This is a genomic window from Shewanella sp. Isolate13, from assembly GCF_022398325.1.
Classification (GTDB): domain Bacteria; phylum Pseudomonadota; class Gammaproteobacteria; order Enterobacterales; family Shewanellaceae; genus Shewanella.
On the sequence record NZ_JAKEVD010000004.1, the window covers coordinates 149,536 to 164,545 of the forward strand.

At 47.1% G+C, this 15,010-nt stretch carries 14 protein-coding genes; 3 read left to right on the top strand and 11 right to left on the bottom strand.

Annotated features, from left to right (window positions below; translation table 11 throughout):
- Nucleotides 1–132 precede the first annotated feature (132 nt).
- The 4 genes from L1D44_RS04200 to L1D44_RS04215 all read right to left on the bottom strand — a co-directional run bounded on the left by L1D44_RS04200 (nucleotide 133) and on the right by L1D44_RS04215 (nucleotide 3,753).
- Nucleotides 133–807, bottom strand: coding sequence for a molecular chaperone TorD family protein (locus L1D44_RS04200; RefSeq protein ID WP_220768930.1), 675 nt, complete (start codon nucleotides 805–807; stop codon nucleotides 133–135).
- Between the two features lie 10 nt (nucleotides 808–817).
- A complete protein-coding gene (locus L1D44_RS04205) occupies nucleotides 818–2,497 on the bottom strand; it encodes a 4Fe-4S binding protein (protein WP_239888948.1) in 1,680 nt (559 codons plus the stop codon).
- 144 nt (nucleotides 2,498–2,641) lie between these two features.
- On the bottom strand, nucleotides 2,642–3,289 hold the full coding sequence (locus L1D44_RS04210) for a DUF3306 domain-containing protein (protein WP_239888949.1): 648 nt from the start codon (nucleotides 3,287–3,289) through the stop codon (nucleotides 2,642–2,644).
- Nucleotides 3,286–3,753, bottom strand: coding sequence for a DUF3305 domain-containing protein (locus tag L1D44_RS04215; protein ID WP_220768927.1), 468 nt, complete (start codon nucleotides 3,751–3,753; stop codon nucleotides 3,286–3,288). Before L1D44_RS04215 ends, L1D44_RS04210 begins: the two co-directional genes overlap by 4 nt.
- Before the next feature lie 296 nt (nucleotides 3,754–4,049).
- Here L1D44_RS04215 and L1D44_RS04220 point away from each other — a divergent pair, with 296 nt between their 5' ends.
- Together L1D44_RS04220 and L1D44_RS04225 are read left to right on the top strand one after the other, a co-directional pair.
- Nucleotides 4,050–4,880, top strand: a complete 831-nt coding sequence (locus L1D44_RS04220) for a formate dehydrogenase accessory sulfurtransferase FdhD (protein ID WP_239888950.1) — start codon at nucleotides 4,050–4,052, stop codon at nucleotides 4,878–4,880.
- Nucleotides 4,881–4,924: 44 nt separating this feature from the next.
- Entirely contained in the window at nucleotides 4,925–5,830 is a 906-nt protein-coding gene (locus L1D44_RS04225) for a helix-turn-helix transcriptional regulator (RefSeq protein WP_202723717.1), read from the top strand.
- Nucleotides 5,831–5,842: 12 nt separating this feature from the next.
- Here L1D44_RS04225 and L1D44_RS04230 read toward each other — a convergent pair whose 3' ends face one another.
- The 3 genes from L1D44_RS04230 to L1D44_RS04240 all read right to left on the bottom strand — a co-directional run bounded on the left by L1D44_RS04230 (nucleotide 5,843) and on the right by L1D44_RS04240 (nucleotide 7,917).
- Nucleotides 5,843–6,214, bottom strand: coding sequence for a DUF4440 domain-containing protein (locus L1D44_RS04230; protein ID WP_239888951.1), 372 nt, complete (start codon nucleotides 6,212–6,214; stop codon nucleotides 5,843–5,845).
- A gap of 120 nt (nucleotides 6,215–6,334) precedes the next feature.
- Nucleotides 6,335–7,456, bottom strand: a complete 1,122-nt coding sequence (gene rlmF / locus L1D44_RS04235; RefSeq protein ID WP_239888952.1) for a 23S rRNA (adenine(1618)-N(6))-methyltransferase RlmF — start codon at nucleotides 7,454–7,456, stop codon at nucleotides 6,335–6,337.
- 59 nt (nucleotides 7,457–7,515) lie between these two features.
- On the bottom strand, nucleotides 7,516–7,917 hold the full coding sequence (locus tag L1D44_RS04240; RefSeq protein WP_239888953.1) for a flagellar basal body-associated protein FliL: 402 nt from the start codon (nucleotides 7,915–7,917) through the stop codon (nucleotides 7,516–7,518).
- 159 nt (nucleotides 7,918–8,076) lie between these two features.
- On the opposite strand from L1D44_RS04240, the gene L1D44_RS04245 reads away from it, so the two are divergent.
- Nucleotides 8,077–8,634: a chorismate lyase gene (locus tag L1D44_RS04245; protein ID WP_239888954.1), complete on the top strand. Its 558-nt coding sequence runs from the start codon at nucleotides 8,077–8,079 to the stop codon at nucleotides 8,632–8,634.
- A 91-nt stretch (nucleotides 8,635–8,725) separates the two neighbouring features.
- On the opposite strand, the gene L1D44_RS04250 is transcribed toward L1D44_RS04245, so the two are convergent.
- The 4 genes from L1D44_RS04250 to L1D44_RS04265 all read right to left on the bottom strand — a co-directional run bounded on the left by L1D44_RS04250 (nucleotide 8,726) and on the right by L1D44_RS04265 (nucleotide 14,918).
- Complete coding sequence (locus L1D44_RS04250; RefSeq protein WP_239888955.1) at nucleotides 8,726–11,533, bottom strand: immune inhibitor A domain-containing protein; 2,808 nt, start codon at nucleotides 11,531–11,533, stop codon at nucleotides 8,726–8,728.
- A 1-nt stretch (nucleotide 11,534) separates the two neighbouring features.
- The gene (locus tag L1D44_RS04255; RefSeq protein WP_239888956.1) at nucleotides 11,535–11,837 is read right to left on the bottom strand and encodes a hypothetical protein; all 303 of its coding nucleotides are present in this window, start codon (nucleotides 11,835–11,837) and stop codon (nucleotides 11,535–11,537) included.
- A 136-nt stretch (nucleotides 11,838–11,973) separates the two neighbouring features.
- A complete protein-coding gene (locus tag L1D44_RS04260) occupies nucleotides 11,974–14,145 on the bottom strand; it encodes a trehalase family glycosidase (RefSeq protein WP_239888957.1) in 2,172 nt (723 codons plus the stop codon).
- Nucleotides 14,146–14,321: 176 nt separating this feature from the next.
- On the bottom strand, nucleotides 14,322–14,918 hold the full coding sequence (locus L1D44_RS04265; protein WP_220768918.1) for a YhgN family NAAT transporter: 597 nt from the start codon (nucleotides 14,916–14,918) through the stop codon (nucleotides 14,322–14,324).
- Between the last annotated feature and the right edge of the window lie 92 nt (nucleotides 14,919–15,010).

A 15,010-nucleotide genomic window follows, 5' to 3' on the forward strand; every position in this document is an offset into this window, starting at 1 on the left:
CAGTTCAACTCTCTATCCAGTTCTTATTGGATCCTTGTTCAAAAGAATCCCTGTTTTGTCTATGTCAGCTCAGGCCTATCGATTAACAACAAACGCTGAACTGACATAAATCTAAACCTCTACCGATAGCGATTAAGACGCTAACTCATTGGTAGAAGGCTCAATCTTTTCCGACTTTTCTGCTTCACTGCCTGGGCAGTTAACAGGAATGTCTAAACTTAATTGTTCAAACTCTTTTGCTTCGATAACGAAAAATGCCTTAGCTAGCTGAGCAACGGTTGCATAAAACGCAGCACTTGGCGCCTTAGCTAAGTTATCGCAGAAACGCTCAATCCAGCTGCCCATGTGGCGCTGATAGAAAGCAAGCTGACGATAGCCTGGCGCTTCTAGGATCAAGGTTCCCATCACTTCACACAGCGCAGCCACGTGATCTTCTGGCTCTTTAACGTCCTCTTCACGCTCAAAACCAAGCTGCATCAGATCGTTACGTAACAAGGCTAATGGCTTGTCCATCAATGAACCTGTCATGAACCAACTGCCGTATGGCAAGATTTCACCACTGCCCACACCAAGGAAAATGTTGAAATACTCATCTTCAAGCTGTTCATCACTAAACTGCTGAGCGGCCAACTTTAGACCCACCCAAGCTTTAGTCATGTCGCTGTCATCATCGGCATCAATCTCTAAGCCTGACAAGAACGCAAGCAGCTCAGGGCTTGGTTGACGACGCAATAATGCAGCTAGCAACTGATAAATATCGGCTCTTAACTGATCGTTTTCTGAAACTTCTCTTACAAATTCGGTCATAGTTAAACTCTTATCGCAGTTGCTTTTCAGGATCTTGAAGAATGTCTTCAAACATGTCTTTGACTCGACAGTCACCACACATTTTTAAGCGGTCTGTGTTAGCGCTAAAGGCACTGTGGGTACCCACGACATCTAACATCCGCTTCACCATAGATTGTGTCGCGAATGGCGTGCCACAAGTAATACATTCGAAAGGAGCTTCCTCATGCAGGGTTTGACGCGTCTGACGTGCAGCTTTATCAAGATTCACCTGAGGCGTTAAGCTGATGACTTTCTCAGGACAGGCAGTTTCACATAGCCCACACTGTACACAGTCTTGCTCAACAAAATTGAGAGCTGGTAGATCGCCACCATCGGTCAATGCCATCGTTGGACAGGTCGACACACAAGACATACACAAGGTACAGTTCTCGGTGTTAACGCTCACTCGGCCATATGGAATATTACTTTGAGAAAGACAAGTATCGACCGATGCAGCCTGCTCATTTAGGTGATCGATTGCGTTGTAAATCGTTTCACGCTTGGTCGTTGCCGCAAATTCAGCAGGAACGATGACTGGCCAGCTAGCACTGGTAATAAGCAGCTCAGAAAGGTCCTTAGCACCAACTTCTGTTAAGTGCGCTTCAGTGATAACACTAATACGCTGTGGCTGGCCCATTTCATCGAGAATATCGTTGGCTAATGCCAGTTCACCCTGCAACATCTGCGTCAATGTTGGCGCAGTGGCATCTGTTTGCAGGATCAATACCTGACGAGCACCCCATGCCAATGCAGACATCCAGTGATCCATGCTCGCAACGGTGATCTCTTCCAGCTCAATAGGAATAATCTCACCGGCTAACGCATCAGTCACCAACTGTGCACCTTTACCCATATCATGGAAAAGAATAACCGGTGCAGTTTGCGCCTGAGAGCGGAAACTAGTGACTAGCTTTTGCAGGTAAGTGTGCATGGCTTGCGGAGTCGGCAGATCATAGCTAATCGCACCAGTTGGGCATGCGTTAGTACAGCTACCAGCACCGTGACATAGGTAAGGGTCGATTTCGATCTTTTTCTCTACACTCGCAATCGCATCCGCTGGACAGAAATTTAAACAGCGGGTGCAGCCCTCATTACCATTACGGTTATGGGCACAGATATCGCTATTGACCTTGACATAACGTGGCTTATCAAACTCACCAACAAGCGATGGAAGTTGCTCTAATGCTTCATCCAACTTAGCTTGATCTTGACCCACGTAGAAATAACCAGGCGGTAGCATTTCAAGATTGATGCAAGGGCTCATGCTTAGATCGAGAATTAAGTCGAAGTGGGCTTTGCGAATAGCAACCGTACTTAGTTCAGCACTGCCACTGTCATGCTCCACCTTAACTTGGAATTGACCTAAGAAACCTTTGATTTCAATAAGTTTGTTATAATAACTTTCCACATTTTCTGCGGCAGTCATTACTTTTTCCAAGTGGGCTTCGTCTTGGCTAGTGATAGGCTCATTGGCCAAAATGGCACACTGCCCCATGCTAGATAACTTATCAGCCGCTAAACGTGCCAAATCTTCTGGCCCGATAACGAGAACGTTACCTTCGGTGGTGTAGCTAACGGTCGGCGGGATCAGGTTTTGAATCACCTGAGTCCCAGCAAGGACCTTCTGTCGAACCTCTTTGAGTCCAACCTGTGTTTCACTATTGCTCACATTGCGTTCCTGAACAGTTCTTTGGCTGCTTCTGTATTAGTGTCGCTGTTTTTAACCGCTTTTTATTAGCGCCAGCTTTTAATTACTCCTAATACAGCAATTCACATACCAAATTTGTGGAATTAAAAACACTCTATAGTGACGTTAAACAACGTTCTTATTGGAAACGTCGCTGCTTTCTGGTTCATTTTGGGACAAGTCATTTTTATGGCCGTCCAAAATGTCCGACACAGAATCAGCATCATTAAGGCGTTCGTTTTGATCGGAATTCTCAGCGGCAATCATCTCATCTGATACAGCCTCGACTCCCTCTTGTGCTTCCTTTTCATCGTCTTCATCTTTAACGATATGACGGAAAACTTTTTTAGCTAACTCAGCCGATACATCGGGAGTTAACTTAGGTTGGTTACTGTAATCGAGCGCATACTCAAGTAAGCCATCGATCTCACTGTAATGAGGTTGCTTCCATAACGCCTTTAATGCCGCAGCCTTCGCCGCTGGATCAACGTTAGCCCCCATAAAGCTGGCAAAACTGCCGCCAACTTCAATCTTTTCGGGGTCAGGCAGATCCTCGGCAGTTAACATCTTGTCAGCCGGTTTTTCCACGCCAGATTCATCAGCAACTGGGGTGGATTCTGTCTGGGAGGCTAACTCGGCCTCTGCTTGCTCTTGTGCTGCTAGGGCTTGCTCTTGTGCTTGTTTCTGCGCAGCCTCTTCGGCCGCGACATTAGCTTCGCCCTCAGCTTCTACCTTTTGCTTGCGCAAATTCCAACGGGATAAGAAGCCACTCATAATCTATCCGCCACATGATCGGTGCTAGGACCTTCATTCTTACGACGGTTAACGTGTTTGCGGCGATGAGCACAGATTTCAACTTCACCGTGGCGGGTGATAAAGGCCTCGATCCAACAGGCGATCGCCTTAGGCATAGGGATGTTCAATACGGGGGTGTCGGCTTCTAAACAACCTGCTGCGACATTTTGATCAGCAGAAATAGCAACTGGCTTCCACTCACCCTCTTCCGTTTCATCACAGACGATGTACAGCATGGCGTTATCCATATCGATATTGATACGGTAGCTGCCACGCTCATCTTTATGTAACTCCAGTAACACTAGGTAGGCACCCTCAGGTGCGGCGTGGGTGGCAGGAAGCATCTGGTCGACCTCCCACTGTACAGAGGTCCATCTTCCGACTTGTTTCTCTATCTTCTTAAGGGAAACGTACATTGGCCATTGGCTTTCGGTATGTTGCATTCACTCTCCGTCTTGCCTGAGGTGGCTGCCAATATGGCAGGCCCACTAAATAAATTCTCCCCCAGAACAAAGCAATTTATGTGCCACACATTATCGACAAAATAGTTTGAACTAGATCAACTATTCCCAGCAAAGACTAGGACATTTTGTCTAAATAGCAATTGACGATAGGACATAAATGGACGACTCACCCATTGGAAATGTGATCTACCACTAAATTTCACCACCCTAAAATTAGGTATGGATATTGCTTAGTAGTAAGCGCATTAATTTCCTTTTAACAGATGATGAGCCATATGACTGCATATAAAAGCAATCCTAAGTTGATTAAAACCGATACCAATGTGCCACTTACGATTGCCGTAACTGCAACCAACGAAAATGGTGAGACGGTCGATAAATTTATCGCTTGCGAGCGACCATTAACGGTTTACCTGAACTGGCAACCTATCGTGACCTTAATGACGCTAGGTGCACGCGCCGAAGCATTATCACTTGGATACCTAAAAAACCAAGGCTTTATCTCTGATATCAGCAAGTTAGAATCTGTTATCGTTGACTGGGATGTGAATTCAGCCGCTATCCTAACTAGCGAAAAAGTTGAAAACTTAGAAGAGAAGTTGTCAGAGAAAACCGTCACCACAGGTTGTGGTCAAGGCACGGTTTACGGCGACTTTATGACTGGACTCGATGATATTGCTCTACCTACGCCACAGTTAAAGCAAAGCATGATCTACAGCTTACTAAAGAACATCAGTGCCTATAACGAAACCTACAAGAATGCTGGTGCAGTACATGGTTGCGGACTATGCCAAGACGACCAAATAGTGGGTTTTGTTGAAGATGTGGGACGCCACAACGCCGTTGATACCTTAGCCGGTGAAATGTGGCTCAACCAAGACAATGGCAACAATAAATTGTTCTACACCACGGGCCGACTAACCTCCGAGATGGTGATAAAAGTTGCTAAGATGGGGATCCCTGTCGTGTTATCACGTAGTGGCGCTACTCAGATGGGACTAGAGCTTGCACAAAAGCTCGGAATAACCATGATCGCCCGCGCAAAAGGCCGTCACTTCTTAATCTACAACGGCGCAGAAAATGTTGAATTTGATGCACTTTCCTAAAAAAAACCTAACTACAAGTATTGTAAGCTCCACAAGGAATAATAATGACTGAGCCGACTGAACTGATCTATATGAGTGCCAAACAGGTATCAGAGTACCTAGATCTCAATGAGAAGAAAGTCTACTCAATGGCCAATGATCGTATTCTTCCCGCAACTAAAATTACGGGTAAATGGCTGTTTCCAAAGATCTTGATCGACAGATGGGTGATGGATTCTTGCCACAGTGGCATGCTATCAGACCGTATGCATATCACAGGTAGTGATGATCCTCTACTGTCCATGCTTGTAGCAAGAATGATGTCTCAGGTCGGTAAGAGTGAACTTATCAGTTACAGCTCCACCGGCTCACGCCTCGGCTTAGACTTATTGTCTCGTGGCTACGCCGATGTCTGTACGCTACATTGGGGCAGCGTCGAGGAGCGCAGCGTCCGTCATCCGGCGCTATTGCAAGGTTATGCTAACCATCAACAATGGGTCATGGTTCATGGTTATACCCGTAAACAGGGTCTAATGATGCGGCCAGAGATGCATCACCGTTGCCAAGAGTTGGACAAAGTGTCGCAACAATCTTGGCGCTGGGTGGCTCGACAGGCGGGAGCAGGGAGTCAGCAACACCTTGAGCAGTGGCTAATGAAGCAAGGTGCCGCTTTCGAAGAGCTTAATTCAAGCATTGTTGCCCAAAGCGAGCGCGAACTCGCTGGCTATATTGCCCGTAACAATGCCGATATCGGTTTTGGCTGTCAGTCTGTCGCACTTGAAAGTGGCTTGAGTTTCGTACCTTTGGTAACTGAGTCTTTTGACTTCGTGATGCCACAGGGGATCTACTTTAGACGTCAACTACAAAGGCTGTTTAACCTGCTTGCCGAACCACAAACCCAGCAGCTTGCTGCAACCCTAGGTGGTTACGATTTAACAGATTGCGGTAAGTTGCTCTGGAACGGTCAATAACAGCCCGTCACACTAGAAGGGCTTACATTGAGTGCCTTGGTGAAACACAATTTGCCATGCCTCACCGTGTTTGCGCCAAATGGAACTACGAATAGAAAAGCTGGTGACATTGTCATCAGCTTTTTTTAGCTTGGCGCGATAGGTAACCTGACACACCTCTTCCGATAACTCTCGCACTGCAAACTGGCTGGTTTCAATTTGTGGCTGTCGTTCATCTGGCAGCCTTGCCAACACCTCCGGCTTACCAAAGCTGCAGCCACTCGCTGCAAACTCCAGAAAGTCATCGTCGATAAGACGCTCAAGCTCAGCGCGACAGGCCCGCACCTCTGGTTTTTGCAGATAAAGTTCTAGCTCAACGAGTAGATTTTCGAGTTTAAAGTTCACTGGGGCGTCCAACTATCCATTAATGGCAGCATAGTTTTAGTCTAGGATAAGTTTGTAAACTTTTGAAATTACAACAGTCGTTATTTTATGAGACTTTGAATGGCACAAGTGACTCGGTCACTATTGCGCATCCCGATACTGTACCCAAAGTGCCCGCTGCTCTGACGTCAAGAAGCTCCAAGCTAGCACTCGAGTAATTTTATTGCCCTGATGCATCTCTATCTCTTCCACCTCTTCAGCCTTTAGCTTGGCCAACAAGGCCTTGGCCGGTTTAAGGTTGTCTTTTTTAGAGACAAGGGTGGTAAACCACAAACACTGGCTAGCAAAATCATGACTCTCACTGATCATGGTTCGCAGAAATTGCTGCTCGCCCCCCTCACACCATAACTCGGCTTTCTGACCACCGAAATTGAGAGTGCTATCGGTTTTAACCAAGGCAGACTCTATACTTGCCGAAGGTTTCATCTTCACAGAAGGCTTTACCTGAGATGACTTTGCCCGATTCGCAGCTAAGTTTTTAAGCTTACGCGCAGTGCCCTCACTCGCTTCAGCCATTGATGCATGAAATGGCGGGTTACAAAGGGTCAGGTCGAAACGCTCATTTGGCTCAATCACCCCATGAAATACATGGTTAGCGTTAGTTTGTAGTCGAGATTTGAACCTCTCAGCAATGACCGGGTTACTGGCAAAAATCTGCTGAGCATTGGCAATGGACAATGGGTCGACATCACTGCCAACAAAGTCCCAGCCATAGGACTGTATACCTAGCAGCGGATAGATAACATTCGCTCCGGTACCAATATCTAACACTCGAACCCTAGGCCCTTTAGGCACTCGCTTCTTACTGGTTTTCTTAACCGCGAGTAGATCCGCCACATAGTGGATATAATCGGCTCTCCCCGGAATGGGTGGACATAGAAAGCCCTCTGGGATATCCCACTTATCAACGCCATAATGCAGCTTTAACAGCGCTGCATTTAGCATTTTGACTGCGAGTGGGTCGGCAAAGTCTATCGATAAGTTGCCATAGGGGTTTAGCTTAACAAAAGTCTTCAATCTAGGATATGCAGCCACCAAGGCTGGAAAATCATAGCCAGTGTTATGGAGGTTACGCGGGTGCAAAGACTTACTAAGCTGACTCTTAGCTTGAGCAGAGTTTTGAGTCTTGCTCTTGCCAGCAGCCTTTACCTTAACAGCCTGTGACTTTTGGGGTTTTACCCTACCCTTATTACTTTTAATCATTTTTCATACCGTTGGCACCAGAGAAAAAATGCAAGCACCTGCGGTATTTGGCTCTGCAATTAGTCATATAAATATTTAGTGAAAAGTAGGTTTACCACCAGCGGCTCACCCGTCTCTTGCTCCAGAAGCTGATTAACTTTTTCATAGCACTGACGACGGATCTCCTCTTTGCCAGTCAAAGATTTCACCTTATCTTCTGTCTGGTTACCTAAGATCTCGACAATTGCCGCCCTAAGCAAAGGATCGTGTCTCTCTAAGCTAACTAATTGCTCAGGCTTTTTAACCATCAACTCGACGCTAAGCCTAACGTAACCCAGTTTCTTTCTATTGGAGATATAGTTAGTGACGATCTCAGGCTCAAAGCCATAATAAGCGTATTCTTCGAGTGGCTTACTATCGGCAGAAAATGCATTAAAGCTACTGCAGAGCGTAATAAGCAATACGGCTATTAGTTTATTCATCTTTTAACTTACTCCTTAGTCGATATTCGATGAGATGCGCTCTCATTCCATGTACGTTAACGCCATCAGCTACAGCCAAGTCTGACAATATCTATCTGCAACGGCTAGGGCGTGCTAGACTGCTTCGGTTTGCTGTATTGTACCGAGAATTAGACGACTATGACTAGGTTAAGCTTCCCTTATGGTGAATCAATCCAATGGCTTTCACCTGAACAAACCACCAACTTACCTACGCCACCTTTTAAGGATTGGCTGCTAAGCACTTGTAGCCTAACAAAAAAGCTTAAGAAACAATGCATTAATTTTGAAGTCAAAGTGCTCGGAGAGGATAGCCTCGCCCCTCCAGAAGAGGAGGCACTCGGCAGTGAAAACATCTGGGTTCGAGAGGTGTTACTCATACTCGATGGCACCCCATGGGTGTTCGCTAGAACCTTAATTCCCGGACGCCTGCTAGAAAAGAAACAACAAGAATTCCTTGGCTTAGGCGTTAGACCCTTAGGCGAGCTGCTCTACTCTCAAGACGAGTTTACTCCGGGGCGAATCGAAGTGGCGCATTTCGCAGCCTGTAGCAAGATCGCCAAACTCGCGGAGTCACTGCAACAAGATGTGAGCCAAGAGTTGTGGGGACGCCGCCGCTACTTCCAATATGAGAGCGAACAGTTGATCGTAAGCGAAGTCTTTCTACCTGCCGCTCAACAGGCTATTGCTAAGTTATAATTGACCACAACAGAGCCCGTTCTCTTAGGTTATTAGCGTACTAGCCATAAAAAACGCCCATCCTAGGGCGTTTTTAAAGATTAAATATCAGTTAAGCTTTGCGGCGAGCCAAACCCAACACGCCCAACATCAGCAGAGCTCCCCAACCTAGGCTACCGCCACTCGATGAGCCTCCGCCGCTGACCACAGCCTCTTTTACGCTGACTGTGGTAGTCTTTTGTACTTGCTCTCCTGCGGCATCGGTAACCGTTAGAGTCACGCTGTAACTGCCTGCACTGGCGTAGGTATGCGTTGGAGCAGCTGCCGAGCTACTATTGCCGTCACCAAATTCCCATTGATAGCTAAGCTCCCCATCTCCGCCGCTCGACTGATTGATAAATCTAACCTGCAGATTAGTTATGCTTTGAGTGAAATCGGCCACAATAGCCTCGCCTATCACCAGGTTGACGCTATTGGTAAAGCTCTCTCCATTACCGTCGGTTATCGTGAGCGACACTAAGTAATTACCACCACTGACATAAGTGTAGCTTGGAGCAGCTTCTGTGCTCAGTCCATCTTGAGTACCAAAATCCCAAGCATAGCTGTAATTACCATCCCCTCCACTCGCATCTGCCGAAAAGTTTACTTCTCGTCCCTGCTGGCTATAACTGATCGTTGCATTCAATGTACCAGACTCGGGAGGTGTCTGGCCGCTATACCTAAACTGCACCCTAGCACTACTACTATCACTCGACTGACTCATCACCTCCATGGTTAAGCCTAATTCAGGCAAAATCATCCCCGACTCAGGTTGCAGGGGGGCGCTGTAATCATTTGCATCATCAAACAGTTTGACCGAGCTTAAATGATTGTCATTAAAGTAACTCGACTGGTTAAAGAGACTGAAAGCGGCGTCTCTTACCTGCACGCTGGAATCATTAGTCGCGATTAAGTTTTGATCAGCATCCACCACACCGATTAAGCTATAGCCCGGATGGCTATTGACTTCATTGTTGCTGTATTCCAAGTTTTCAAACCAGAGTACGACACCAGGATCGTAGGAGCGAGACTCGAGTCCCTTGTCGACCCCTTGCTGACTTCTTAACTGCACCAGATAGCGGCGATCTTTACCGGGACGCTTATTCGTTACCCGAACAAACCCTGCATATTCAACATTGGCCTCTTGCTCTGCACCATCGAAAAAGACCGTGTCGGTATTGTCGAGCAAAATCACGATGTCATCGACCACAATGCCATAATCACCCACAGCTTGATCCGTCACATAACGTATCGAGATCTGAACATTTCGTCCTGCGTAAGGGCTTAAATCAAATAGAAGATTCACCCAAGCATCTGCGCCTTCAGCGCCAGCCAAGTCGCTAGACTTACCCGTAATAATGTTACGCTCATTATTAATCGAGTTACTCGCCTTAGTGTAATGCCCAGCAATCGCAATACCATCTACCATCACCTGAGCATAATCGTAATCTTGCTCAATATTCCAGTGTGCTCGCATGGTTAAGCTCAGCGGTGTTGCAGCGGGCAGATCAACATCAAATGACATGGCATGGTTGATCATGTCACCTTGATCTGAGTAATACTGATACGCACCGCTATAGGGCTCCTTAAAGTCGACCTCAATAGCCGGAATAGGAATAGAAATTTGGTTGACCTGCTCATGGTTGACCGCCTCAGCAAGATCAATATCGAGCCCAGAGGAGGAGAGCGTATCGAGCTGTACACTCTGCTCTGTCACCCAGTTTCCGCCATAGATAGTCTGCAAGTAGGAGCGGGCATAAGGGCTGAAACCAGTCGGCAGTGAGCCTGCCAACGACCCCGCCCAGCTCCCTCCTGCCATAACCGACCAAAACCCAACCGGAGAACCTTTACCTAACTGGGTAGTATCGTACTCATCCGGTAGCCCCAGATCATGACCAAATTCATGCACACACACACCCAGTGCGGCATCGATAGGCTGAATCGTATAGCCAGAAAGCTTAACCTCGGTGCCCGGTAGCGTGTAAATGCCACCATCGACGAAAGAACGATGGGACCAGATAGCGTCAGCGCCTAACATGCCGCCCCCCGCTTCTTCGCCGATACTCGAATGGAAGATCATCACATGATCAATAATGCCATCGGCTTCATTTGTTACGCCGTTATTGTTTAAGTCGAAAGGATCTTCAATATCGTAACTGGCTAACTCGGCTTCACTCATGTCGGCAACCGCCGCTGTGATCGCCTCCTTAACCAGATCAGAAACCCCTCTATCGTTATCATAGTCATCGGGATCATTGCCACCATAAACAGCTGCGTTATTCGCGGCTCGATACCAGCCTTTTACATCACCGGTAAAGAAGAAGCTGCCACCGGATTCGGCTTGATAATATTGATACCCTGTCATCAGGGTTTGACCTTGCGGCCCGTCATAACCGACTTCAGAAAACAGCAGTGAGCGATAGTGTTCAACCGAATAATCGTTGTAGAACATCTGAGTGTCGCTACTGCTTAAGCCGTTGTCGTTATAGGGGAGATCGGGGAAGTCGATAAGTACCGTAAGTACTTTTACAGTCTTATTAGTAAAACTCTTCACCAGTGGCGTCACATCACTCATCGATTGAGTGCGTTTTCTCACTTGCAACAACTGTTTTCTTTGCTGCTGCGCCTGAATTAATGGCAGCTTTTTAGCGCCGTAAGCTCTCTTAGTAAATTCGGCTATCGCCTGCTCTTTTTCAAAATCGGTTGCATTATCCGAAAGTTCACCGCGTTTAATGAGCCAATATAAGACCTGCTCTTTATTGATAATATTGGCATCGGCGGTGGTACCAGCAGTCATCGGAGCTGCTAAGGAGAGTGAAGGGAGAAAGATTATCGCAGCAGCAAAAGCTGCACAAAGCGTTGTTGTTAATCGTTTCGTCATACTACTGACCTCCTTTCTTACACTCTTGGAACGCCTTCTGACGCTGACGGATATACTCAATAACAACTTGCTCAGCTTCGGCTTCAGTCATCTGCTCGGTAATGAGTCCTCGCTCTTTGAGGCTAGCCTTAAGCTTAGTCGTATCTTGAATAGGGGGAGTTGAACTACATAGGAGATGCTTACGAGGAACATCATTGTGAGTATCGGTGATAATAGACTGCTGCTCAATTTCTTGAGATCGGCTATTGCACGCCGAGACAAACACAAAGCTAAGAAAACTAAAAACTAGGAGAGAAACTTTCATAGGCCACCCAACACTGCTGAATACAAAACAATAACAACAACAGCAATACATTAACAGTCAAATTAATATATTTAGGTGGCTCTTTTTAAGTTTATAGACATATCAACTGATTTTTATATAGTTAACAGTCAAATAGCTATGATTGATTATCATTCATATCGGCTAGCCATGACTGATATATAAGCATTAACACAGAGGCTGACCAGCTAAAGTTGGTGCAATGCAACCCCTCTCCGGTTAACGGATTATAATTCTCACGGATTGGACTCTGACCAAGAATCCCCTCTCCCTCGGTCACCAGTTGCAGTGCCAAGTGCCGAGCTTCATCGTGATAACCGTATCGCTCGACGCCTTGCAGGCCGAATAAGGCCTGATCTAACCACACTGGGCCTCGCCAATACTTAGCAGCAGCAAAATTCGGGCTATCGGCGCTCACAGTGGGAAACGGAATTAAGGTGCCAAATTGCCCAGCATTTAGGTGGCGCTCTACGATGATTTTGGCTTGAGCCTCACTCGCCGCCCCCGCCCAAAGCGGGATCCAGCCCTCAACGCCTTTGCCCTGCTTGAGCATCAACTCACTCCCAGTTGAGGTATAGCGAATATCATAGAAAAATCCCGACTCAGGATCATACATCTGCATCTGGATCTGCTTAGCGAGCCGAGTGGCCTCCACATCCCATTTCTGCTCGGCACTTGCATCTGCTAGCACTTCGGCCATCTGCTGTAGGAAGCGTTTCTCTGCATAGAGATAAGCATTAAGATCGACCGATTCTTGGGAGACCGAATAACCAACGAGTTGCCCCCCTTGGCGGTTTTGCCACACATCTAGGCCGCTATCCACATCGAATCTAGGCGCATTATCCATACCCGATTCCCACGCTGCCGCCTCGATCACCGCCTCAAGATTAACCGAGCCATCTTGATTGAGGTGCATAGGGTGAAGGTTGGCACCATATTCAGCCAAGCCATTATCATTGTTGTCACGGTTGCGATACCACCACAGGTGGTAGTCGACCAATTTGGGATACATGGCCTGAAGAAAGGCAGCATCTTTATCCTGTAGATAGATCTGCCATACCGCCCAAGCTGCCAACGGGGGCTTGCCGTTGCGTTCATTCCAGTTCCCGCCTTCTCCGCCTCGATCGGTATTCTTATTGTAGAAAATCGCATCAGGAAGGTTACCAGCATCTTGTGGTCTCACCGGATCTTGGCTTGTAAATTGATAATCGAACATCGCCAGCACATTCGACTTGGCTAATTCTGGATCGAACCGAGCCAAGGCAACCGCTTGCTTCCAAGTATCCCAGGCCCAGACACCGTTAAACCACTTGTAGGTGATCGAAGGCGTAATCGCATCATGTTGCAGCGCACCTGCCGGACTTCGCCAATTGTGCAGCAGAGTCATCATGCTCTTAACGGCGAGTTGGCGAGCACTTTTATCGCCTCCCACTATCGCTCTATCTAATCTAGCTTGCCACTTAGCACGATTATCGGTGAGCTGAACCCCTATCTTGTCCCAGTCTGGTGCCTGATGCGCGCCGCGCTCGGCCTGGGTATGAAAGTATCGCTGCGCCGATACCAAGGTATGTTGCTGCCCACCCACCAGAGTCACGGGCTCGGCAAAGGCACGATAACCCGATTGCTCATTGAGGATAATCTTCATATCGGTATCGAACCACAGCTCATACTCGGCATCGGCCAGCTGAATTCGCCAAGTGTCCATTATCGGTTTGAGTTGCCAACTGATGTGGTTAGCTGTCACTTCAGCTTGCTTAATAAGGCTGTAATCCAGCAACGAAGGATGTGAGTTAAAGGGTGTGCCGTGCCAAACCAGCTGCCAGGTTTGTGCTTTCGGGGAGAGGTTAACCAGCTCTGTATGAATCACCGCCGTACGGTTATCACTATAACTCAGGGTCAAGTTAAGCTGAAAATCGGACCAAGTAAACGTCTGCACCAAGGCATCGGGTCTGCTATAAATCTCGATGCGACTCGCACTCTCTAATGCGACAAATTCATCGCTATCCACATCGATCAACTGCAAGCGTTGTAGACTGTCGCTCAAGTGCAAGCTGTATTCTTGTGCGATAAACAATGGGCCAGTAAAGCTGCCATAATAATCCGCATTATCAGGCAGGTGGAAGCCATGCCAAGCCCCCAGATCGGTATACACTGAGCCAATAGTAAGATTGCCCTTACTATCACGCTGCTCCATCGAAGTAGGTGTACCTTGGTAAGGCAGTAGGTTCTGATAATCGGTAGAATCGAGCGAAGAAAAGCTAGCGGCACACAATAGAAGACAAGTTAGCATGAGTTATTGTTATTTTTGAATATTATATCCCAAGTATTGCAGTCTAAAATTTGTTCTGCAAGTGAGTTTAACTTTAGCTCACGCTTTAAAAAAAGCCATCAAGGCTAGTTATCGTCGCAAACAGCTAGCCAGATGTCACTCGAAGCTCACCTCAAGATGCGCTTTAATCTACATGCCTATAGCCCTGTGTGACTGATATAGTTGGCAACCCCATCGAGGAACATCTGTACCGAGATCATTACCAGTACCATGCCCATCAAACGCTCAACGGCGGTTAACCCCTTCTCACCCAACACCTTAGTAAAGACCTTATAGAAGAGTAAGATCACCGCGCTTGCCCCCCATGCCGAGACTAGCGCTATTGTCCAATCAAACATGCGATCATTATCGGTGTGAGCTAGTAAAATAAGCGCCGCCAACACCGAAGGTCCAGCCATCAAGGGAATGGCCATCGGCACGATAAATGGCTCTTCACCCGCAGCGAGACCAACCACACCACCGGGCTGCGGAAAAATCATCCGAATCGCAATTAAGAACAGAATAATACCGCCGGCAATACTCACCGACTCGGTGCGTAAGTTAAGGAAGTTAAGGATCGCCTCTCCCGCAAACAGAAACAACATCATGATCACTAAGGCAAACATCAGCTCACGGATCAGCACACGACGGCGCTTCTTCGGCTCAATATGGCGCAATATAGAGGCAAATATAGGCAAATTACCGAGTGGATCCATAATGAGAAACAACATGACTGCCGCTGAGAAAGTATCCATAGATAAATGCTTCTATTCGCCGTAAAAAATACTATTCTATTACCTTAACCGACAAATTAACAAATCAACGTCAATAAACGCCACATTTGTTC